Source organism: Agromyces archimandritae (assembly GCF_018024495.1).
GTDB classification, from domain to species: domain Bacteria; phylum Actinomycetota; class Actinomycetes; order Actinomycetales; family Microbacteriaceae; genus Agromyces; species Agromyces archimandritae.
Map to the genome: position 1 here is coordinate 2,888,460 of NZ_CP071696.1, position 21,683 is coordinate 2,910,142.

A 21,683-nucleotide genomic window follows, 5' to 3' on the forward strand; every position below is an offset into this window, starting at 1 on the left:
GAAGGTGAAAGCGCGACCCGTCGTGCGAAGCTCTCAGGCCGATGACAGAGGGGGAGTTCCCACGCGGGCCGCAAGGCACGCGTCGCATCCGCGATCAGGAGAACTCCGTGTCAGATCACGACGTGTCAGACCACGACCCGAACCCCGCGTTCGAGCGCACCTCGCCCCTCGACGCCGTCCACCGCGCCGCCGGCGCGAGCTTCACCGACTTCGCGGGCTGGCAGATGCCGCTCCGCTACGACAGCGACCTCGCCGAGCACCACGCCGTGCGCCGCTCGGCCGGCCTCTTCGACCTCTCCCACATGGGCGAGATCCTCGTCGTCGGGCCCGAAGCGGCCGCCGCCCTCGACTACGCGCTCGCCGGCCGCCTCTCGGCGATCGCGATCGGCCAGGCGAAGTACTCGCTGCTGCTCGCGCGCACGGGCGGCATCCTCGACGATCTCGTCGTCTACCGCACGGGCGAGGACCGCTTCATGGTCGTCGCGAACGCCGCCAACCGCGACCTCGTCGCCGAGGAGCTCCGCGACCGCACGGCGCCCTTCGAGGCCGAGGTGTACGACGAGTCCGACGACGTCGCCCTCATCGCCCTGCAGGGCCCCGCCTCGCTCGCGATCCTCACCGAGACTCCCGGCTTCGGCGTGCCCGGCCCCGGCAACGACGTCGAGGACTTCCGCGAGCAGGCGGCCGCGCTGAAGTACTACCGGGCCTTCCCCGCGCAGTTCCAGGACGAACCGGTCTACGTCGCCCGCACGGGCTACACGGGCGAGGACGGCTTCGAGCTCTACCTCGCGCCCGAGGTCGCCCCGAAGCTGTGGGAGGCTCTGGCCGAGACCGGCGGTTCCCGCCTCGTCCCCGCGGGCCTGGCCGCCCGCGACACCCTCCGTCTCGAGGCGGGCATGCCGCTCTACGGCCATGAATTGGATCGCGAGACCTTTCCCGTGCAGGCCGGCCTCGGCCGGGTCGTCGCCCTCGCCAAGGAGGGCGACTTCGTGGGCCGCACCGCCGTCGAAGCCGGGCCGCCCGCCGGCGCGCGCGTGCTCGTCGGCCTCGCCGCCGAGGGTCGTCGTGCGGCACGGGCCGGCTACGAGGTCTTCGACGATGCGGGTGCGGATGCCGCGGCGCGCGGCACGGTGACGAGCGGCGTGCTCTCGCCGACCCTCGGGCATCCCGTCGCCCTCGCCTACGTCGACCCGGAGCTCGCAGAGCCCGGCACCGCCCTCTTCCTCGACGTGCGCGGCACGCGCATTCCCGCCGAGGTCGTCCGCCTCCCCTTCTACACGCGCGCGTGACGCGCCCCGACCCCAGCCCGGCCGAGCAGAAAGCACGAACCATGACCGATCAGACCGCCCTGAAGTACACCGCCGAGCACGAGTGGATCGCCGTCGACGGCGACATCGCCACCGTCGGCATCACCGACTACGCCGCCGGCAAGCTCGGCGACGTCGTCTACGTCGAACTGCCGGATGCCGGCAGCACCCTGACGGCGGGCACCGTCGTCGGCGAGATCGAATCGACGAAGTCGGTCGGCGAGCTGTTCGCGCCGGTCGACGGCGAGGTCGTCGAGGCCAACCGGGCGGTCGTGGATGCGCCCGAGCTCGTCAACTCCGACCCGTTCGGGGCGGGATGGCTCGTCAAGGTGCGCTTCACGGCCCTGCCGGGCGACCTCCTCGACCACGCCGAGTACCGGGCGCTGACCGCCTGATGCCGCTCGATCTTCCCGCTGCGGCCGGCGCCGCAGCCTTCACCGCCCGCCACATCGGAACGGGGCCGGACGCCCAGTCGCGGATGCTCGCCGAACTCGGCTACGACTCGCTCGACGCGCTGCTCACGGCCGCCGTGCCCACCGCGATCCGCATGCACGAGGTCGTCGACTCGGCGATCCCCGAGGCGGCCTCCGAACGCCGGGCGCTCGCCGAACTCCGCGGCCTCGCCGCGAGGAACACCGTCGGCACCTCGCTCATCGGCCTCGGCTACGCCGGCACCGAGACCCCGGCGGTCATCCGCCGCAACGTGCTCGAGAACCCGAGCTGGTACACGGCGTACACGCCCTACCAGCCCGAAATCAGCCAGGGCCGCCTCGAAGCCCTCATCAACTTCCAGACGATGGTGACCGACCTCACCGGCCTCGCCACGGCGAACGCGTCGATGCTCGACGAGGGCACCGCGGTCGTCGAGGGGATGCTGCTGGCCCGCCGCGCCTCGAAGTCGGCCTCGAACCGCTTCATCGCCGACGCCGAGCTCTTCCCGCAGACCCTCGCCCTCCTCGCGCATCGTGCCGAGGCGGTCGGCATCGAACTCGTCGTCGCCCCGCTCGGCCCCGGCACCGACGCGACCGAGCTCGGCGAGGCGTTCGGCATCGCGATCCAGTACCCCGGCGCATCCGGCCGCGTCTGGAACCCCTCCGCGCTCATCGCCGGCGTCAGGGCCTCAGGCGGCCTCGCGGTCGTCGCCGCCGACCTCCTCGCCCTCGCGCTCATCGCGAGCCCGGGCGAGCTCGGCGCCGACATCGCCGTCGGCACGACGCAGCGCTTCGGCGTGCCGATGGGCTTCGGCGGCCCGCACGCCGGCTACCTCGCCGTCCGCGCCGGGCTCGAACGCCAGCTGCCGGGCCGGCTCGTGGGCGTGTCGGTGGATGCCGCGGGCGCACCCGCCTACCGGCTCACCCTGCAGACGCGCGAGCAGCACATCCGCCGAGAGAAGGCGACCTCCAACATCTGCACGGCCCAAGTGCTGCTGGCCGTCATGGCCTCGATGTACGCCGTCTACCACGGGCCGGCGGGCATCCGCGCGATCGCCTCGGCGGTGCACCGCACGGCGGTGAACGCGGCCGCGCGGCTCCGCGCGAGCGGCGTCGAGGTCGTGCACGATGCCTTCTTCGACACCCTCCTCGTGCGGGTGCCGGGCCGCGCCGCCGAAGCCGCCCGGGTCGCGCGCGAAGCGGGCGTGCTCTACGGATCCGTCGACGACGACACCGTGCGCCTCGCCTTCGACGAGACGATCGCCGGCGACGCCGCACTGCTCGACCGCGTGCTCGCCCCGCTCGGCGCCGAAGCCCTCGCCGGCCGCGAGACCGGCAGCTGGCGGCCCGCCTCGCCGATCCCGGAGGAGCTCGTGCGCGCGAGCGGCTACCTCGAGCACCCCGTCTTCAACACGCACCACAGCGAGACCGCCATGATGCGCTACCTGAAGACGCTCGCCGACCGCGACTACGCGCTCGACCGCGGCATGATCCCGCTGGGCTCCTGCACGATGAAGCTCAACGCGGCCAGCGAGATGGAGGCGATCACCTGGCCCGAGTTCGCGAATCTGCACCCCTTCGCCCCGCGCGAGGACGCGGAGGGTTCGCTCGAGCTCATCGGGCAGCTGGAGACGTGGCTGGCCGAGGTCACCGGATACGACACGGTTTCGCTGCAGCCGAACGCCGGCTCGCAGGGCGAGCTCGCCGGCCTCCTCGCGATCCGCGGCTACCACCGCTCCCGCGGCGAGACCGAGCGCGACGTCTGCCTCATCCCGTCGAGCGCGCACGGCACGAACGCGGCGAGCGCCGTGCTCGCCGGCATGCGCGTCGTCGTCGTCGCCACCGGCGAGAACGGCGATGTCGACCTCGACGACCTCCGTGCGAAGATCGCCGCGAACGCCGAGCGGCTCGCCGCCCTCATGATCACCTACCCGTCCACGCACGGCGTCTACGAGCACGAGGTGCGCGCGGTCGCCGAGGCGGTGCACGAGGCCGGCGGCCAGGTCTACATCGACGGCGCGAACCTGAACGCGCTGCTCGGCTATGCGCGCTTCGGCGACTTCGGCGGCGACGTCTCGCACCTGAATCTGCACAAGACCTTCTGCATCCCGCACGGCGGCGGCGGCCCGGGCGTCGGCCCGGTCGCGGCGAAGGCGCACCTCGCGCCCTTCCTGCCGGGGCATCCGATGGCGCAGACGAACGATCACGTGGGATACGCCCACGACGGCGGGCCGGTTTCGGCGGCGCCGTTCGGCAGCCCGTCGATCCTGCCGATCTCGTGGGCGTACGTGCGGATGATGGGCGCGGCCGGGCTGAAGGACGCGACCGCGGCCGCTGTGCTCGCCGCCAACTACCTCGCCGCCCGGCTGAAAAACCACTACCCGGTGCTGTACACGGGGGAGGCGGGGCTCGTCGCCCACGAGTGCATCCTCGACCTCAGGCCGCTCACGGCATCCACCGGCATCACCGTCGACGACGTCGCCAAGCGACTCGTCGACTACGGGTTCCACGCGCCCACGATGTCGTTCCCGGTCGCCGGCACCCTCATGGTCGAGCCGACCGAGTCGGAGGACCTGGCCGAACTCGACCGCTTCGCCGAGGCGATGATCGCGATCCGCGAGGAGGCGGATGCCGTCGCTCGCGGGCAGTGGCCGGCCGACGACAACCCGCTGGTGAACGCGCCGCACACGGCCGAGGCGGTCGTCGCGGACGACTGGGCGCATCCGTACACCCGCGAGCAGGCCGTCTACCCGGTGCGTTCGCTCGTGCGGAACAAGTACTGGGCGCCCGTGCGCCGCATCGACCAGGCGTACGGCGACCGCAACCTGGTCTGCGCCTGCCCGCCGCCGGAGGCCTTCGCCTGAGTCGAGCGCGGCGCCGCGGTGGATGCCGCGGCGCCGCCTGCCCGGCCGGGGTGCCGGCTCAGGCGGCGAGCTTGGCGAGTTCGGCGACGAGCTCCTCGGGCTTGGTCCAGGTGACGCCGACGATGCCGATGCGGCGGTAGCGCACGATCCCGGCGGCGTCGATGAGGAATTCGCTGCGGCGTGCGGTGAGCCCGGCCAGGCTCACCCCGTAGCGGTCGATGACCGTGCCTTCGGTGTCGGCCAGCAGCGGCATCGACAGCCGCTCTTTTCGGGCGAAGTGCTCGTGGCTCTCGAGGCCCTGGCGGCTGACGGCGACGACCTCGGCGCCGAGCTCGTCGAAGGCACCGAGCCCGGAGCTGTACGAGCACAGCTGGGCGGTGCAACCGGCGGTCTCGTCGCCCGGGTAGAAGACGAGGAGCACGGGACTGCCGCGCAGCGCGCTGAGCGTGATGTCGCGGCGGACGACGTCGTCGTCGACGAGTTGCACGCCCGGAAGCGTGAAGTCGGGCGCCTCCTGGCCGACCACGGGGGATTTCGCGCGCGCCATGGCGTCAGCCTACGCGCCGAACAGATCCGGCCACCAGCCCACGGCGAGCGGATACCCGACGAACGAGACGATGTCGAGCACCCAGTGGGCCACGACGAGGGGCATCGTGCGGCCCCACCGCGCGTAGCACCAGCCGAAGACGACGCCCATGGCGACGTTGCCGAGGAAGGGGCCGAAGCCCTGGTACAGGTGGTAGCTTCCGCGGAAGACGGCGCCGGCGAGGATGATCGTCCAGCGGTTCCAGCCGAGCTCGCGGAGGCGCGTGAAGAGGTAGCCGACGACGATGACCTCTTCGGTGAGGGCCGCCCGGAGCGCCGAGAGCACGAGCATCGGCACCGTCCACCAGTACCAGTCGGCGGGGGAGGCCGAGACGGCGACGGTGATGCCGAGCGCGCGGCCGGCGGCGTAGAGGGCGAGGCCCGGGATGCCGATGGCCGCCACGAGCGCGAGGCCGGCGCCGAGATCCCGCAGCGGATGCCGCAGGTCCAGCCCGATGCGGCGGAAGGCGCTCCGCCCCGGCTCCCAGAGCAGGTACAGCACGAGGGCGACGGCGAACAGCGCGAAGAAGACGTCGAGGAACTGGTACGTCGCATCCAGCCATTCGCGCTCGGAGCGCGAGGCGTTCAGCGCCGTCGACTGCTGCCCGAGCGGCGGGCCCGCGGTGAGCTTGGCGACGAGCGAGACGATCGAGTACACCGCGCTCGCGCCGAGCGAGAGGCCGAGGACGATGACGATCTCGGCCCACAAACGGGTGTTGCGCATGCGAGTCACCATACTGACCGTTTGCTGGGGGACAGATTGCTCCTCGATAACGGTTTGGGCGCGGATGCGCCGCGAGCGGCGCGCATTGCCTATTCTCGGATCATCCAGCGCCGTAGTGCGTCATCGCGCGCTGCCTGAGCGCGCACTCACAGGAGGAACATCTTGAGAATCAAGAGAATCGGCGTCGCGGCCGTGGCTCTTGCGGCGGCGAGCGCCCTCACGCTCGCAGGCTGCTCGAGCGACTCGCCGGCGCCCAGCGCGGGTGGCGACACCGGCGCCATCATCACGACGAACGGCACCGAGCCCCAGAACCCGCTCATCCCGACCAACACCAACGAGGTCGGCGGCGGCAAGATCATCGACCAGATCTTCGCGGGCCTCATCTACTACGACGCCGACGGCAAGCCGATCAACGACGTCGCCGAGTCCATCGAGTCCGAGGACAACCAGCACTTCACGATCAAGATCAAGCCCGACCTCGAGTTCACCAACGGTGACCCGGTCGACGCGGCCTCGTTCGTCGACGCCTGGAACTACGGCGCCGCGCTCGACAACGCGCACCTCTCGAGCTACTTCTTCGAGGACATCGAGGGCTTCAGCTGGGATGAGAACGTCGAGGAGATGAGCGGCCTCGAGGTCGTCGACGACACGACGTTCACCGTCGCTCTCAAGCAGCCGACGGCCGACTTCGCGCTGCGCCTCGGCTACTCGGCGTTCTACCCGCTGCCCGCCTCGGCGTGGGATGACATCGAGGCGTTCGGCCAGAACCCGATCGGCAACGGCCCGTACATGCTCGACGGCGAAGGCGCGTGGAAGCACAACGAGAAGATCAGCCTCGTCGTGAACCCCGACTACGACGGCGGTCGCAAGGCGGCCAACGGCGGCCTCGACATCATCTTCTACGCCTCGCAGGAGGCCTCGTACTCCGACCTCGAGGGCGGCAACCTCGACGTCGTCGACGAGATTCCGTCGAGTGCCGTCGAGAGCTACGAGGACACCTTCGGCGAGCGTGCCGTGAACCAGGCTTCGGCCCTGTTCCAGTCGTTCACGGTCCCCGACCGCCTCGCGCACTTCGCGGGCGAAGAGGGCAAGCTGCGTCGTGCTGCCATCTCGATGGCCATCGATCGCGAGGAGATCACCGAGGTCATCTTCGGCGGCACCCGCACCCCGGCGAGCGACTTCACCTCCCCGATCATCGCCGGCTGGACCGACGAGCTCGAGGGTGAAGAGGTCCTCGAGTTCAACCCCGAGGAAGCCAAGAAGCTCTGGGCCGAGGCCGACGCCATCTCGCCGTGGGAGGGCAGCTTCCAGATCGCCTACAACGCCGACGGAGACCACCAGGACTGGGTCGACGCCGTGTCGAACCAGCTGAAGAACAACCTCGGCATCGAGGCGTCGGGCGTGCCCTCGCCGACCTTCAAGGAGGTCCGCGAGACCATCACGAACCGCACGATCCAGACCGCGTTCCGCAGCGGTTGGCAGGCCGACTACCCCGGTCTGTTCAACTACCTCGGCCCGCTCTACGGCACCAACGCCGGTTCGAACGACGGCGACTACTCGAACCCCGAGGTCGACAAGCTCCTCAAGGAGGGCCAGTCGACGAGCGACGCGGACGAGCAGAACGCCAAGTTCCAGGCCGCGCAGGAGATCCTGCTGAAGGATCTGCCGGCGATCCCGCTCTGGTACCAGAACGTGAACGGCGCCTGGAGCGAGCAGGTCGAGAACGTGGAGTACGGCTGGAACTCGGTTCCGCTCTACTTCCAGGTCACCAAGGCTGAGTGATTCTCGCATCAGTCCGCTGAGCGGTTAGACTGCTCAGTGCCTCGGGGGCGGCAGCCGGTTTTCGGTTGCCGCCCCCTTCCACGTGCCTCCCACGGAGAAGGCCCGCGGCGTAGCATCGAGTCATCGGCTCGCAAACAGTGAGGGTGTCCACTTCCACATGTCCATCAACGCGGAAAGCGGGTCGTGATCCATGGCCGGCTATATCCTGCGCCGACTGCTGCAGGCGATCCCTGTACTGCTCGGCACGACCTTCCTGATCTACTTCATGGTCTTCGCCATGCCCGGCGATCCCATCGCCGGCCTCTTCGGCGAGAAGACCCCGCCGCCTGCGCTCCTCGAGCAGCTGCGCGAGCGCTACCACCTGGACCAGCCCTTCATCGTCCAGTACTTCCTCTTCCTCGGCGGCATCTTCCGCGGTGACTTCGGCGTCTCCTTCTCGGGTCAGCCGGTCACCGAGATCCTCGCCCAGACCTTCCCGGTCACCCTGCGCCTGGCGATCCTCGCGGTGTTCTTCGAACTCGTCGCCGGCATCACGATCGGCCTCATCGCGGGCATCCGCAAGGGCGGCATCTTCGACGCGAGCGCCCTTGTCATCAGCCTCATCCTGATCTCGGTGCCGATCTTCGTCATCGCGTTCGTCGCGCAGTACGTCTTCGGCGTCGAACTCGGCTGGTTCCGAACCACGGTCGGCGCCGGGGCTCCGTGGAAAGACCTGCTCATGCCTGCGCTCGTGCTCGCGACCATCAGTTTCGCGCAGATCTCGAGGCTGACACGGTCGTCGGTCATCGAGACGTCGAGCCAGGACTTCGTGCGCACCGCGGCGAGCAAGGGCCTCTCGCGTCGGCGCATCGTCCCCGTGCACATCCTGCGCAACTCGCTCATCCCCGTCGTGACCTACCTCGCCGTCGACTTCGGCGTGCTCATGGTCGGCGCGACCGTCACCGAGGGCATCTTCAACGTGCCGGGCGTCGGCCGCACGCTCTACCAGGCGATCCTCCGCGGCGAGGGTCCGACGGTCGTGTCGTTCGTCACGATCATGGTGCTCATCTACATCGTCATCAACCTGGTCGTCGACCTGCTCTACGCCGTGCTCGACCCGAGGATCCGCTATGCCAAGTAACACCGACCCGAAGCATTACGTCGCGCCGGTCGAGGAGACCCCGCTCGTCGCCATCGACCAGGTCAAGGCCGAGGGCAAGCCCACGAACCTCTGGACGGACGCCTGGCGGGATCTCCGCAAGCGCCCCATGTTCTGGATCTCCTCGATCCTCATCGTGCTCATCGTGGTCGTCGCCCTCTTCCCGGGCTGGTTCACCTCCACCCCGCCCGACAACAACTGCCACCTCGCCGACAGCAACGGCGGGCCGGCCGCAGGCCACCCGCTCGGCTTCACGAAGCAGGGCTGCGACGTGTACTCGCGCATCATCCACGGCACGTCCACGTCGCTTGCCGTCGGCATGATCGTGACGTTCATCGTCGCGTTCCTCGGGGTCATCTCCGGCGCCATCGCCGGCTACTTCGGCGGCTGGGTGGATGCCGTGATCTCCCGGATCGCGGACATCTTCTTCTCGATCCCCTACATCCTCGCCGCCGTCGTCGTCATGTCGGTGCTCTCGCGCTACGCGAGCGTATGGACGATCTCGCTGGCGATCGGCCTGTTCGCCTGGCCGACGACCATGCGTGTGCTGAGGGCCGAGGTGCTCAGGGTGAAGAACGCCGACTACGTCATGGCCTCCACGGCCCTCGGCGTCTCGAAGTTCCGCATCCTGCTGCGCCACGTGCTGCCGAACTCGATCGCGCCGGTCATCGTCGTGACGACCCTGGCGCTCGCCTCGGCGATCGTCGCCGAAGCGACCCTGTCGTACCTCGGCGTCGGCCTGCCGACCGACGTCATGTCCTGGGGCAACGACATCAGCCGTGCCCAGAACGACCTGCGCAACAACCCCATGACCCTCATCTGGCCCTCGATCGCCCTGTCGGTGACGGTGCTGAGCTTCATCATGCTCGGCGAGGTCGCCCGGGATGCGCTCGACCCGAAATCGAGGGCGCAGCGATGAGCACGGCATTCGACGAGGAGAACGGCGTGAACACCGCACCCGAGCGCCCCATCCTCGAGATCAAGGATCTCGAGGTCGGCTTCACCACCCAGAACGGGCTCGTGAAGGCCGTCGACGGCGTGAACATCACCCTGTACCGCGGGCAGAGCCTGGCGATCGTCGGCGAGTCCGGCTCCGGCAAGTCGACGACCGCGCACGCGATCATCAACCTGCTGCCGGGCACCGGACGCGTCACCGGCGGGCAGATCCTGCTCGACGGACAGGACCTCACGAAGGCCTCCGCGCGCGAGATGGAGTCGATCCGCGGCCGCAAGATCGGCTTCGTGCCGCAGGACCCGATGTCGAACCTGAACCCGGTCTGGTCGATCGGCTTCCAGGTCGAGGAGGCCATCCGCGCCAACGGCATCGCCAAGGGCCGCAAGGCCGTCAGGGCCCGCGCGATCGAGGTGCTGAAGCAGGCCGGCCTGCAGGATGCGGATCGCCGCCTCAAGCAGTTCCCGCACCAGTTCTCCGGCGGCATGCGCCAGCGCGTGCTCATCGGCATCGGCCTCGCCGCCGATCCGCAGCTGCTGATCGCCGACGAGCCGACCTCGGCCCTCGACGTGACGGTGCAGCGCATCATCCTCGACCACCTCGAGTCGCTCACCCGCGACCTCGGCACGACGCTGCTGTTCATCACGCACGACCTCGGCCTCGCCGCCGAGCGCGCCGAGCAGCTCGTCGTGATGTACAAGGGCAAGGTCGTCGAGGCCGGCCCCTCGGTCGAGATCCTGCAGAACCCGCAGCACCCCTACACGCAGCGGCTCGTGGCCGCCGCCCCGAGCCTCGCCTCGCGGCGCATCCAGGCCTCCGGCAGCATCCAGGAGGCCGAATCGGCCATCGCCGAGGACGCGGAGGCGGCCGCGGGGGAGTCGATCGACCTCATCGCGACCGCCGAGGCGCGCGCGGAGGCCGTCGAGGCCGCTGCGGCCCAGCCGCCGGCGATCGTGGTCGAGAACCTCACGAAGGTGTTCAAGATCCGCGGCTCCGGCGACTTCACGGCCGTCGACGAGGTCTCCTTCGACATCAGGAAGGGCACGACGACGGCGCTCGTCGGCGAGTCGGGCTCCGGCAAGTCGACGGTCGCGAAGATGCTCCTGAAGCTCGAGGACGTCACGAGCGGGCGCATCATGATCGGCGGGCAGGATCTGGCCTCGCTGAAGGGCGAGGAGCTGTTCCGGCTCCGCAGTCGCATGCAGCCGGTCTTCCAGGATCCGTACGGGTCGCTGAACCCGCTGCGCAACATCGGCAACACGATCGGCGAACCCCTGCAGACGCACAAGATCGGCACGCGCGCCGAGCGCCGAGCCCGCGTGCTCGAACTGCTCGACCAGGTCTCGCTGCCGAAGTCGCTCGTCTCGCGCTACCCGAACGAGCTCTCCGGCGGTCAGCGGCAGCGCATCGCGATCGCCCGTGCGCTCGCGCTGAAGCCCGAGATCGTGGTGCTCGACGAGGCCGTGTCGGCCCTGGACGTGCTCGTGCAGGCGCAGATCCTCCGGCTCCTGGCGGATCTGCAGGCCGAACTCGACCTCACCTACCTCTTCATCACCCACGACCTCGCGGTCGTGCGGGTCATCGCCGACAACGTCTGCGTGATGCAGAAGGGGCGCATCGTCGAGGCGGCATCGACCGACGAGGTCTTCGAGCGCCCGAAGGAGAAGTACACGAGGGACCTGCTCGCGGCCATCCCGGGCGCGAACATCCCCCTCGCCGGCTGAGGCGCAGCGCGGGCGGATCGCTCCGGCATCCGCCCGCATACGGCGCACGTTCGGCATGGCACGGTAGGCTGTTCCAGCGCGTGCCATCGTCGCCAGCGCTCTCCCAGACTCCCATTCAGTGCGTTCGCGCAGGCGTCGTGCCCGCGAGGGTGCGAGCCGGCGGGCGCCCCCATCGCAAGGACACCACCCATATGGCGAATGCCACTCGCAATGACCTGCGCAACGTCGCGATCGTCGCGCACGTCGACCACGGCAAGACGACCCTCGTCGACGCCATGCTCAAGCAGACGAACTCGTTCGCCGAGCACGCCCACGTCGACGAGCGCGCGATGGACTCGAACGAGCTCGAGCGCGAGAAGGGCATCACGATCCTCGCCAAGAACACGGCGGTGGAGTACAACGGCAAGCACGCCGGCTCCGGCCCGGTGACGATCAACGTCATCGACACCCCCGGCCACGCCGACTTCGGCGGCGAGGTCGAGCGCGGCCTCTCGATGGTCGACGGCGTCGTGCTGCTCGTCGACTCGAGCGAGGGCCCGCTGCCGCAGACCCGCTTCGTGCTCCGCAAGGCGCTCGAGGCGAAGCTGCCGGTCATCCTGCTGGTGAACAAGACCGACCGCCCCGATGCCCGCATCGACGAGGTCGTCGCCGAGAGCCAGGACCTGCTGCTCGGCCTCGCCAGCGATCTGGCCGACGATGTGCCGGACCTCGACCTCGACGCGATCCTCGACGTGCCCGTCATCTACGCCTCCGGCAAGGCCGGGCGGGCCTCGACGGCCAAGCCCGAGAACGGGCAGCTGCCGGACAGCGAGGACCTCGAGCCGCTCTTCGAGGCCATCCTCGAGCACGTGCCGGCGCCGACCTACGACGACGAGGCGCCGCTGCAGGCGTGGGTGACGAACCTCGACTCCTCGCCGTTCCTCGGCCGCCTCGCGCTGCTGCGCGTCTTCAACGGCACGATCCGCAAGGGTCAGACCGTCGCCTGGGTGCGCAAGGACGGCTCGCACTCGAACGTGCGCATCACCGAGCTGCTGAAGACGAAGGCGCTCGAGCGCTTCCCTGCCGACGACGCCGGCCCCGGCGACATCATCGCCGTCGCCGGCATCGAGGAGATCACCATCGGCGAGACCCTCGCCGACCCCGAGGATGTGCGCCCGCTTCCGGCGATCCACGTCGACGATCCGGCGATCTCGATGACGGTCGGCACGAACACCTCGCCGCTCGTCGGCAAGGTCAAGGGCCACAAGCTCACCGCCCGCATGGTCAAGGACCGCCTCGACCGTGAGCTCATCGGCAATGTCTCGCTCAAGGTCGTCGAGATCGGCCGCCCGGATGCCTGGGAGGTGCAGGGCCGCGGGGAGCTGGCCCTCGCCATCCTCGTCGAGCAGATGCGCCGCGAGGGCTACGAGCTGACCGTCGGCAAGCCGCAGGTCGTCACGAAGACCCTCGACGGCAAGGTCCACGAGCCCTACGAGCACTTGACGATCGACGCCCCCGAGGAGTACCTCGGAGCGATCACGCAGCTGCTGGCCAGCCGCAAGGGCCGCATGGACGGCATGTCGAACCACGGCACCGGCTGGGTGCGGATGGAGTTCGTGGTGCCGAGCCGCGGGCTCATCGGCTTCCGCACGGAGTTCCTCACGATCACGCGCGGCACCGGGATCGCCAACGCCATCTCGCACGGCTACGACGAGTGGGCCGGGGCGATCACGACCCGCAGCAACGGCTCGATCGTCGCCGACCGCGCCGGCGTCGTGACCCCCTTCGCGATCATCGCCCTGCAGGAGCGCATGACCTTCTTCGTGAACCCCACCGAAGAGGTCTACGAGGGCATGGTCATCGGCGAGAACTCGCGCGCCGACGACATGGACGTGAACATCACGAAGGAGAAGAAGCTGACGAACATGCGTTCGTCGACGGCCGACACCTTCGAGTCGATGACGCCGTCGCGACAGCTGACGCTCGAGGAGTGCCTCGAGTTCGCGCGCGAGGACGAGTGCGTCGAGGTCACGCCCGAGAAGGTGCGCATCCGCAAGGTCGAGCTCGACCAGACGGCTCGCGCACGTGCGGTGTCGCGGCTGAAGAAACAGGGCTGAGCGGCCGCGAAGGGGCATCCGGGTTCCGGATGCCCCTTCGTCGTTCACACGGCAATTTGCGGCCCCGCGGAGGGGTCTTTCAGGGTTGCTGCGTACGGTATCTGAGATTGCCTCACTCAATGAGGTCCGGTTCCCCGACCGGATCCGTCCCCGATGAGTCAGGCGATCGAAACCCGAACCCGAACGCAACGAAACATACGTAACCCGAACTATGACTCACGCCACTCCCGGCCGCCCCCAGGCCGGCTATGCCCGTTTCCTCCAGACCATCGACCTGCGCCGCACCCGCGGCCGTCACGCCGGCACCCGTCAGCGTCCCGTGCTGAAGCCGGCCCTCGCCGCCGTCGCGATGTCCTTCGTCGCCGGCATCGCGATCTCCACGAGCGTCCCGGCTCCCGCCCTCACGGCCACCGGCGACGCGAAGAGCGTCTACGCCCTCGGCGACGTCACCAAGGCCCCCGAACTCCAGCAGATGGCCGTGCCGGCCGATGCGCTCATCCCCTCGACGCCCGCCGAGGAGTACCAGGTCGCCGCACCCGAACCCGAGCCTGCCGCTGCCCCCGCCGCAGCCGAGCCGGCCGCGCCCGTGCAGCTCATCGTGGCGCCCGTCGACATGTCGCGCATCTCCGGCGGCTTCGGCCCCCGCGAGGCCCCCTGCGCCGGCTGCTCGACCTACCACGACGGCGTCGACTTCACGCCCGGTGAGGGCACCCCGATCGTCTCCGTCACCGACGGCGTCGTCGTCACGGCCGTGCCGTACGACGACGGCGGACTCGGCGTGCACGTCGAGGTTCAGCACGAGGTCGACGGCCAGATCGTCACCACGACGTACGGCCACATGCTCGAGGGCACCATGGGCGTCGAGGTCGGTCAGACCGTCACCGCCGGCCAGCAGCTCGGCCTCGTCGGCTCGACCGGCCAGTCCACCGGCCCGCACATGCACTTCGAGATCTACTACGAAGACGGCGTGCGCTTCGACGGCCTCGCCTGGCTGCAGGAGCACATCAACGCGTAATCGCAGACTGCACCCGCCGCACCCGCGGCGCGGTGCAGGCCTTCCGGTCCGTTGGTTCGGGCGGGCCGGAGGGTCTGCTCTGCGCCCGCGGGTGCGGCGTCTCAGCGCCCGGTGAAGGACGGATCCCGCTTCTCGAGGAACGCGGCGATGCCCTCGCCGTGGTCCTCGGTCGCGAAGGCGCGCTCGAAGCCCTCGACCTCGATGCCGCTCGCGGTCGCCGTATCGGTGCCGTCCGCCGCGGTCAGCACCTGCTTGGCGATCGCCACCGCCGTGTGCGCGTTCGCCGATATCTCCTCGATCACGGCCCGGGCGCCGGCCATCAGCGCCTCGCGGTCGGCGAAACGGCGCGCGACGAGCCCGAGTCGTTCGGCTTCGGCGGCGTCGATCGTGCGACCCGTGTAGATGAGCTCGCGCGCAGCCTGCGGGCCGACCGCGCGCGGCAGGCGCACGGTGCCGCCGAAGCCCGGGATGAGCCCGAGTCTGACCTCCGGCTGGCCGAACTTCGCCGCATCCGTCGCATAGATCAGATCGCAGGCGAGCGCGAGCTCGCAGCCGCCGCCGAGCGCGAAGCCGTCCACCGCCGCGATCACGGGGGCGCCGAGGCCCTCGATGCCGGCGGCGACCTCGTGCCCGAGGCGCGCGAGGCGCGCAGCCTCGGCGGCGGTGAGGTCCGCCATCGCGCGGATGTCGGCCCCGGCGACGAACGCCCGGCCGCCGGCCCCGGTCAGGATCACGCCGCGCACCTCCGTGCCGCGGGCGGCGAGGGCGGCGAAGGCCTCGCCGAGGGCCGTGAGCACCTCGGCCGAAAGGGCGTTCAGCGCCTTCGGCCGGTCGATCGTGACGACGGCGACGCCGTCGGACTCCTCGACCCGGACCGGCCCGGGGGTCTCGCTCGTCGCATCCTGTTGCATGTTCGGCCTCCTCGTCGCGTGCGGTCGCCGCGGGCGTTCTCGGGGTGAGTTCGGGCGATCCACTCAACGCTAACGCCCAGGATGCCGTTCGGGCGAGGTCGTAGACTCACGAGGGTCCGGCACGCACGAGGCCGCGCAGGCGGAAGGCGGTTCGCAGATGACGGCAGTGGACGAGGCGGCCCGCAGCACGGGCTCCCGCATCGGGGGAGCGGTGCTCGCCTTCGTCGTCGGCGTCGTCGCCGGGCTCATCCTGACGGTCGGCCACCACCACGTCTGGCGGATCGGCGGGGCCGAGCTGCCCTGGGGGCTCGTGCTCGCCCTGGCCGGCGTCGCGTGCCTCGTGGCCGGGCTCCGGCTCCTGGCCGCCGACCGCTGGCCGGCGATCGCCGCGGCGATCGGCATCGTCGGCACGGTCGCGGTGCTCACCCTGCCCGGCCCCGGCGGCTCGGTGCTCGTGCCGGGCGGCATCCCCGGCATCGTCTGGGCGATCGGGCCGGCGCTCGTCTCCGTCGTCGTCCTCGCCTGGCCCCGGCTGCCCGAGCGCGGCCGGCGCCACGCGTAGACTGAGAGTCCCGAGCCTCTCGAAGGAGCAGCGAACCAAGTGACCTATGTCATCGCCCTTCCCTGTGTCGACGTCAAAGACCGCGCATGCGTCGACGAATGCCCCGTGGACTGCATCTACGAGGGCGAGCGTTCGCTCTACATCCACCCCGACGAATGCGTCGACTGCGGCGCATGCGAGCCGGTCTGCCCGGTCGAGGCGATCTACTACGAGGACGACCTGCCCGAGGAATGGGCCGACTACTACAAGGCCAACGTCGAGTTCTTCGACGAGATCGGCTCCCCGGGCGGCGCGGCGAAGGTCGGCGTGATCCCGAAGGACCACCCGCTCATCGCGGCGCTTCCCCCGCAGGGGCACTGATGGCGCGCGGGGAGCTGCCCGACTACCCCTGGGACCTCATGGCCCCGTACCGGGAGCGGGCGGCCGCGCATTCCGGCGGCATCGTGGACCTCTCGATCGGTTCGCCGGTGGATCCGACCCCGGCGCTCGTGCGCGATGCCCTCGCCGACGCGTCCGACGCCCACGCCTATCCGACGACGGTCGGCACGCCGGAGCTCCGCGCCGCGATCATCGACTGGTTCGAACGCCGCCGCGGCGTGCCCGGCCTCGAAGACCGCAATGTGCTGCCGACGATCGGCTCGAAAGAGCTCGTCGCGCTCCTGCCGTTCCTCCTCGGCCTCGGGGAGGGCGACGTCGTCGTCCACCCCCGCATCGCCTATCCGAGCTACGAGATCGGCGCCGTGCTCGTCGGCGCGACGGCGATGGCGAGCGACGACCCCTCGGAGTGGCCGGCAGAGACGAAGCTCGTCTGGCTGAACAGCCCCGGTAACCCCGACGGGCGCGTGCTCGGCGTCGAGGAGCTGCGCGCAGCACGCGAACGCGCCCTCGAACTCGGCGCCGTCATCGTCAACGACGAATGCTATGCCGAACTCGGCTGGGAGGAGCCGTGGGATCGGGAGCGCATCCCGAGCATCCTCGACCCCCGCGTCACGGGCGGCGAGAGCCGCCGCGACACGCTCGCGATCTCCTCGCTTTCGAAGCAGTCGAACATGGCCGGCTACCGCACGGCGTTCCTCGCCGGATGCGGCGGGGTGGTCTCCCGCCTCACCACGGTCCGCAAGCACGCCGGGCTCATGGTGCCCGGGCCGCTGCAGCACGCGATGGCCGTCGCCCTCGGCGACGACGCCCACGTCGACGTGCAGCGCGAGCGCTACCGCGCCCGGCGCGAGGTGCTGAAGGCCGCGCTCGAGACGGCCGGGTTCCGGATCGACCGGAGCGAAGCCGGGCTCTACCTCTGGGCGACGAGGGGGGCGGATGCCTGGGAGACGCTCGGCGAGCTCGCCGAGCTCGGGATCCTCGGCGGACCGGGGCATTTCTACGGGGTCCATGCGCCGGAGCATGTGCGCCTGTCGATCACGGCGAGCGACGAGCGGATCGCCGCCGCCGCCGAACGCCTCGCCGGGGGCCGCTGAGCCACGGCATCCGCTCGCGCCGCCGCGGGCATGAGGACGCGGACGCCGTGCCTTTGTGCACGACGTCAAGGCGGAGGGGTGAACGATTGGCGGATGCAACAGTTGGGCTCCGATATGTCTAGGCTGTATTCGGGCCGCGGCACCCCGCGGTCCGAACCGAGGCAGGTGACCGCGAACATGACGATCACAGGAGGCTCCGTGGGCGACGCCGCAACGAACGCGAACGAAGAGATCGCGACTCTGAATCATCCCGGCGGCACGGCCGAGTTCCCCATCCGGCGCTCGGCGACCGGCGCCTCGGGCCTCGACCTGTCGAGCCTCACCCGCCAGACCGGGCTCACCGGCCTCGACTACGGCTTCGTGAACACCGCCTCGACGCGCTCGGCGATCACCTACATCGACGGCGAAAAGGGCATCCTGCGCTACCGCGGCTACCCGATCGAGCAGCTCGCCGAGCACTCGACCTACCTCGAGGTCGCCTGGCTCCTGATCTACGGCGAGGTGCCCACGGCCGACCAGCTCGCCGAGTTCGACGAGAAGATCCGCCGCCACACCCTGCTGCACGAAGACCTCAAGCGCTTCTTCTCGGCACTGCCGCACACGGCGCACCCCATGTCGGTGCTCTCGAGCGCCGTCTCGGCCCTCTCGACCTACTACGAGGACTCGAGCGACCCGCACGACCCCGAGCACGTCGAGCTCACCACCGTCCGCCTGCTCGCCAAGCTTCCGGTCATCGCCGCCTATGCGCACAAGAAGAGCATCGGGCAGGCCTTCCTATACCCCGACAACTCGCTCTCCTTCGTCGACAACTTCCTGAAGCTGAACTTCGGCAACATGGCCGAGCCCTACGAGATCGACCCGGTCCTCGCCAAGGCCCTCGACCGGCTGCTCATCCTGCACGAGGACCACGAGCAGAACGCCTCGACCTCCACGGTTCGCCTCGTCGGCTCGACCGGCGCCAACCTCTATGCCTCGATCTCCGCGGGCATCAACGCCCTCTACGGGCCCCTGCACGGCGGCGCGAACGAGGCCGTACTGCAGATGCTCGCGCGCATCCGCGACTCCAGCGAGGGCGTCGGCCGCTTCGTCGAGCGGGTCAAGAACAAGGAAGACGGTGTGAAGCTCATGGGCTTCGGACACCGTGTTTACAAGAACTACGACCCGCGCGCCAAGCTCGTCAAGGAGTCGGCCGACGAGGTCCTCGCCGGCCTCGGCGTGAGCGACCCGCTGCTCGACATCGCCAAGGAGCTCGAGCAGTTCGCCCTCGAGGACGACTACTTCAAGGAGCGCCGCCTCTACCCGAACGTCGACTTCTACACCGGCGTCATCTACAAGGCGATGGGCTTCCCGACGCGCATGTTCACCGTGCTGTTCGCGATCGGCCGTCTGCCGGGGTGGATCGCGCACTGGCGCGAGATGAACCTCGACCCGCAGACGAAGATCGGCCGCCCGCAGCAGCTGTACATCGGCGAGGCCGAGCGCCGCTTCCCGCGCGCCTGACTCGCGGGGCTATTCGGCCGCGGGCTCGCTCGTCGCCGGCTCGGTGACGCGCGGCGCATCCGGATCGGGCCGGAGCACCAGGCTCTCGGTCGCGGCATCGTGCACCGCTCCCTTGCTGAACGGCCAGACTCGCGTCTGCCCCGATGCCCACAGCTCGGCCTGATCGACGTAGTTCGGATGGAAGGCGTGGCCTGAGGCCCCGGTGAGGTTCACCCAGCGCGAGCGGTCGAAGTTCTTCAGATCGACGACCATGCGCATCGAGGGGATCCAGTTCACCTCGTAGCCCTCGCGCGCGTTCCAGCCGACGGCGTCGACGATCGCCGACCCGCCGCCGAGCTCGTACGGTCCCCGGTTGAACATCCACTCGACGGGGCCGATGCCCGAGGTGCCGAACGACTGGTTCGTGATCGTCAGCGTGTGCAGCCGCCCCCACTGCCAGCGCTTCGGATTCGCGCCGAGCCGTTCGCTCGTCTCGGTCCAGGCGTCGTCCAGGGCGGCGAGGAGCATCTCGTCCCGGCCGGCGATGCCGGCCTGCTCGTCGCTCCACCAGGCCGAGTCGGGTTCGTCGAGCAGGGTGCCGACGACCGAGAACCAGCGGTCGCCGCCGACCGGCTGGGTGCCGTCGGGCAGCTTCTCGGCGAACATCCGCTCGAGCAGGGTGCGCCAGAACACGGCGAAGTAGGCGGCTTCGGCGCTGTCGGCGTCGGCACGGGCATCCCAGCCGTCGAGCAGGCGGATGCCGCGGGCGGCGTCGCCGTCGGCGTCGAGTCCTGCCAGCACCGGCAGGAAGCGGGCCGCGTTCGCATCGTAGGTGTCGGCCTGCACCTCGGACATGAAGTCGAGGTCGATCTGCGTGCCGGAGGCGATGCGTTCGTCGATCCGCTGCGAGATCCGCGTGGCTCGGTAGCCGAGGTCCCAGTCGGCGGTGAGGAAGGGGCCGTTCGTCGTGACGGCGTTGTTCGCCGTGACGATATAGCCGCGTTCGGGGTCGAAGCTGTTCGGCAGCTGTTCGAAGGCGAGGTATCCCGACCAGCCGTTCGCGCTCGTCCAGCCGGGCAGGGGCACCGTGCCGTCGCCCTGTTTGCGGATCGGCACACGGCCGGGCGCCTGGTAGCCGATATGGCCGTGGATGTCTGCGTAGACGAGGTTCTGCGAGGGCACGTCGAACATGGCGGCCCCTTCGCGGAAGGAATCCCAGTCCCACGCCCGGTTGATGCGGAAGACGGCTTCGGCCGTACGGCCGGGCTCGAGGGCCGTCCATTGCAGCGAGAGCGCGTACTCGCCGCCGTCGGCCGCGGCCTCGGAGCCGTCGACGATGCGTGCGTAGTCGCCGCCGACGTCGGAGACGATCGGTCCGCGCCCGGTCGCGCGCACCTCGACGACGACGGGGTCGCCGCCGGCGACCTCGATGGTCTCCTCGCGCGTCTTGAAGGGCAGCACGGCGCCGTCGAGCTCGTAGCCCTGCTCGTTCACGCGTTCGAGGTAGAGGTCGGCGACGTCGGGTCCGAGGTTCGTCAGCCCCCAGGAGATCCGGGAGTTGTGTCCGATGATGATGCCGGGGAAGCCGGAGAAGGAGTAGCCGGCGACGTCGTAGCGGCAGTTCGCGTCGACGGTTTCGCAGTGCAGGCCCATCTGCGTCCAGATCGAGGGCATCGCCGGCCCGAGGTGCGGATCGTTGGCGAGGTAGGGGCGGCCGGTCTCGGTGTGGATGCCGGAGACGACCCACGAGTTCGAGCCGATGTCGCCGCCGGCCGGCCCGAGGAGCTCCGGCAAGCCGTCGATGACCGTGGAGAGGCGGCGCAGGGGGTCGGCGGAGGCGTCGCTGCCGACCCCCGTCAGGGCCCGTTCCGAGAGTGCGGCGGGCGCGGCCGCCGGGGTGCCTTCGATGATCGTCGCCGCCGACTCGGACGGGAAGCCGGGGTGCAGCCGGGCGACCTCCTCCTCGGGCAGCTCGGTCGACAGCAGGGCTCGATCGATCTCGTCGTCGAGGTTGGAGCGCAGATCCCACGCCATCGCCTTCAGCCAGGCGACCGAATCGACCGGGCTCCAGGGTTCGGGGGAGTACCCGGGCAGCTGCAGGCCGAGCACGGCGTATTCGAGCGAGAGGTCGGCGCCGTTCCGGCCCTCGAGGTAGGAGTTCACCCCGTCGGCGTAGGCGTCGAAGGCGGCCTTCGAGTCGGCGTCGAGCGCCTCGTATTCGCGTTCGGCGACCTGCCGCCAGCCGAGGGTGCGGATGAAGACGTCGGTGTCGACCTGGGATGCGCCGAAGAGTTCGGCGAGGCGGCCGCTCGTGACGTGGCGGCGGAAGTCCATCTCCCAGAAGCGGTCCTGGGCGTGGACGTACCCCTGGGCGAAGAACAGATCGTGCTCGGTCTTGGCGACGAGCTGGGGGATGCCGGCGTCGTCGCGGTAGACGGTGACGGAGTCGTCGAGGCCGGTGAGATCCATCCGCCCGCTCGTGGCGGGGAAGGAGCGCTGCACCGTCCACCAGCCGAAGCCCGCGGCGGCCACGGTGAGCACGAGCACGCCGACGATGACGCCGACGAGCAGCTTGAGTCCGCGGCGTCGGCTGGTTCTGGGTGCGTCGGTGCCCACGTCACTCCTTCGTGCATCCGAGCGA

The 21,683-nt window shown here is 70.0% G+C and carries 17 protein-coding genes; 13 read left to right on the forward strand and 4 right to left on the reverse strand.

The annotated features are described in order from the left end of the window. The first annotated feature begins 107 nt into the window (after positions 1 to 107). Genes gcvT through gcvP form a run of 3 tightly spaced genes read left to right on the forward strand, consistent with a single transcriptional unit; the run spans position 108 to position 4,602 of the window. Positions 108 to 1,289 (forward strand): glycine cleavage system aminomethyltransferase GcvT, encoded by a 1,182-nt coding sequence (gcvT, locus tag G127AT_RS13290; RefSeq protein ID WP_244857580.1) that lies wholly within the window; start codon positions 108 to 110, stop codon positions 1,287 to 1,289. A gap of 41 nt (positions 1,290 to 1,330) precedes the next feature. Continuing rightward, a complete protein-coding gene (gene gcvH / locus G127AT_RS13295; RefSeq protein WP_210897643.1) occupies positions 1,331 to 1,702 on the forward strand; it encodes a glycine cleavage system protein GcvH in 372 nt (123 codons plus the stop codon). After that, positions 1,702 to 4,602 carry an aminomethyl-transferring glycine dehydrogenase gene (gene gcvP, locus G127AT_RS13300; protein WP_210897644.1) on the forward strand — a complete coding sequence of 967 codons (2,901 nt, stop codon included), beginning with the start codon at positions 1,702 to 1,704 and terminating at the stop codon, positions 4,600 to 4,602. Before gcvH ends, gcvP begins: the two co-directional genes overlap by 1 nt. Before the next feature lie 58 nt (positions 4,603 to 4,660). Here gcvP and G127AT_RS13305 read toward each other — a convergent pair whose 3' ends face one another. Both G127AT_RS13305 and G127AT_RS13310 read right to left on the reverse strand, forming a co-directional pair. After that, entirely contained in the window at positions 4,661 to 5,149 is a 489-nt protein-coding gene (locus tag G127AT_RS13305) for a peroxiredoxin family protein (RefSeq protein ID WP_210897646.1), read from the reverse strand. Between the two features lie 9 nt (positions 5,150 to 5,158). Continuing rightward, a complete protein-coding gene (locus tag G127AT_RS13310; RefSeq protein WP_244857582.1) occupies positions 5,159 to 5,911 on the reverse strand; it encodes a CPBP family intramembrane glutamic endopeptidase in 753 nt (250 codons plus the stop codon). A 162-nt stretch (positions 5,912 to 6,073) separates the two neighbouring features. Between G127AT_RS13310 and G127AT_RS13315 the strand changes: the two genes are divergently transcribed. The 6 genes from G127AT_RS13315 (at position 6,074) to G127AT_RS13340 (ending at position 14,618) form a co-directional block, all read left to right on the forward strand. Beyond that, positions 6,074 to 7,693 (forward strand): peptide ABC transporter substrate-binding protein, encoded by a 1,620-nt coding sequence (locus G127AT_RS13315; RefSeq protein WP_210897650.1) that lies wholly within the window; start codon positions 6,074 to 6,076, stop codon positions 7,691 to 7,693. Positions 7,694 to 7,883: 190 nt separating this feature from the next. After that, on the forward strand, positions 7,884 to 8,813 hold the full coding sequence (locus G127AT_RS13320) for an ABC transporter permease (protein WP_210897652.1): 930 nt from the start codon (positions 7,884 to 7,886) through the stop codon (positions 8,811 to 8,813). Next, positions 8,803 to 9,750, forward strand: a complete 948-nt coding sequence (locus G127AT_RS13325) for an ABC transporter permease (protein ID WP_210897654.1) — start codon at positions 8,803 to 8,805, stop codon at positions 9,748 to 9,750. Before G127AT_RS13320 ends, G127AT_RS13325 begins: the two co-directional genes overlap by 11 nt. Next, positions 9,747 to 11,507, forward strand: a complete 1,761-nt coding sequence (locus tag G127AT_RS13330) for a dipeptide ABC transporter ATP-binding protein (RefSeq protein ID WP_210897656.1) — start codon at positions 9,747 to 9,749, stop codon at positions 11,505 to 11,507. Before G127AT_RS13325 ends, G127AT_RS13330 begins: the two co-directional genes overlap by 4 nt. A gap of 191 nt (positions 11,508 to 11,698) precedes the next feature. Further along, positions 11,699 to 13,603 (forward strand): translational GTPase TypA, encoded by a 1,905-nt coding sequence (gene typA / locus G127AT_RS13335; protein WP_210897658.1) that lies wholly within the window; start codon positions 11,699 to 11,701, stop codon positions 13,601 to 13,603. Positions 13,604 to 13,814: 211 nt separating this feature from the next. Then, positions 13,815 to 14,618: a M23 family metallopeptidase gene (locus G127AT_RS13340; RefSeq protein WP_210897660.1), complete on the forward strand. Its 804-nt coding sequence runs from the start codon at positions 13,815 to 13,817 to the stop codon at positions 14,616 to 14,618. Between the two features lie 101 nt (positions 14,619 to 14,719). Here the strand turns inward: G127AT_RS13340 and G127AT_RS13345 are convergent, their stop codons facing one another. Next, on the reverse strand, positions 14,720 to 15,529 hold the full coding sequence (locus G127AT_RS13345; RefSeq protein WP_210897662.1) for an enoyl-CoA hydratase-related protein: 810 nt from the start codon (positions 15,527 to 15,529) through the stop codon (positions 14,720 to 14,722). Positions 15,530 to 15,686: 157 nt separating this feature from the next. On the opposite strand from G127AT_RS13345, the gene G127AT_RS13350 reads away from it, so the two are divergent. From G127AT_RS13350 to G127AT_RS13365, 4 genes are all read left to right on the forward strand, one after another. Continuing rightward, positions 15,687 to 16,091, forward strand: coding sequence for a hypothetical protein (locus tag G127AT_RS13350; protein ID WP_210897664.1), 405 nt, complete (start codon positions 15,687 to 15,689; stop codon positions 16,089 to 16,091). A 39-nt stretch (positions 16,092 to 16,130) separates the two neighbouring features. Next, on the forward strand, positions 16,131 to 16,451 hold the full coding sequence (gene fdxA / locus G127AT_RS13355; RefSeq protein WP_210897666.1) for a ferredoxin: 321 nt from the start codon (positions 16,131 to 16,133) through the stop codon (positions 16,449 to 16,451). Beyond that, entirely contained in the window at positions 16,451 to 17,563 is a 1,113-nt protein-coding gene (gene dapC / locus G127AT_RS13360) for a succinyldiaminopimelate transaminase (RefSeq protein ID WP_210897668.1), read from the forward strand. The genes fdxA and dapC overlap by 1 nt, the downstream gene beginning before the upstream one ends. A 198-nt stretch (positions 17,564 to 17,761) precedes the next feature. Then, a complete protein-coding gene (locus G127AT_RS13365) occupies positions 17,762 to 19,063 on the forward strand; it encodes a citrate synthase (RefSeq protein WP_244857584.1) in 1,302 nt (433 codons plus the stop codon). Between the two features lie 9 nt (positions 19,064 to 19,072). On the opposite strand, the gene G127AT_RS13370 is transcribed toward G127AT_RS13365, so the two are convergent. Next, positions 19,073 to 21,658 carry a penicillin acylase family protein gene (locus G127AT_RS13370; protein ID WP_244857585.1) on the reverse strand — a complete coding sequence of 862 codons (2,586 nt, stop codon included), beginning with the start codon at positions 21,656 to 21,658 and terminating at the stop codon, positions 19,073 to 19,075. Positions 21,659 to 21,683: the final 25 nt, after the last annotated feature.

Coding starts and splice junctions, on each gene's coding strand:
- gcvH (WP_210897643.1), top strand. CDS start 1,331: ATGACCGATCAGACCGCCCTGAAGTACACCGCCGAGCACGAGTGGATC.
- gcvP (WP_210897644.1), top strand. CDS start 1,702: ATGCCGCTCGATCTTCCCGCTGCGGCCGGCGCCGCAGCCTTCACCGCC.
- G127AT_RS13305 (WP_210897646.1), bottom strand. CDS start 5,149: ATGGCGCGCGCGAAATCCCCCGTGGTCGGCCAGGAGGCGCCCGACTTC.
- G127AT_RS13310 (WP_244857582.1), bottom strand. CDS start 5,911: ATGCGCAACACCCGTTTGTGGGCCGAGATCGTCATCGTCCTCGGCCTC.
- G127AT_RS13320 (WP_210897652.1), top strand. CDS start 7,884: ATGGCCGGCTATATCCTGCGCCGACTGCTGCAGGCGATCCCTGTACTG.
- G127AT_RS13325 (WP_210897654.1), top strand. CDS start 8,803: ATGCCAAGTAACACCGACCCGAAGCATTACGTCGCGCCGGTCGAGGAG.
- G127AT_RS13330 (WP_210897656.1), top strand. CDS start 9,747: ATGAGCACGGCATTCGACGAGGAGAACGGCGTGAACACCGCACCCGAG.
- typA (WP_210897658.1), top strand. CDS start 11,699: ATGGCGAATGCCACTCGCAATGACCTGCGCAACGTCGCGATCGTCGCG.
- G127AT_RS13340 (WP_210897660.1), top strand. CDS start 13,815: ATGACTCACGCCACTCCCGGCCGCCCCCAGGCCGGCTATGCCCGTTTC.
- G127AT_RS13345 (WP_210897662.1), bottom strand. CDS start 15,529: ATGCAACAGGATGCGACGAGCGAGACCCCCGGGCCGGTCCGGGTCGAG.
- G127AT_RS13350 (WP_210897664.1), top strand. CDS start 15,687: ATGACGGCAGTGGACGAGGCGGCCCGCAGCACGGGCTCCCGCATCGGG.
- dapC (WP_210897668.1), top strand. CDS start 16,451: ATGGCGCGCGGGGAGCTGCCCGACTACCCCTGGGACCTCATGGCCCCG.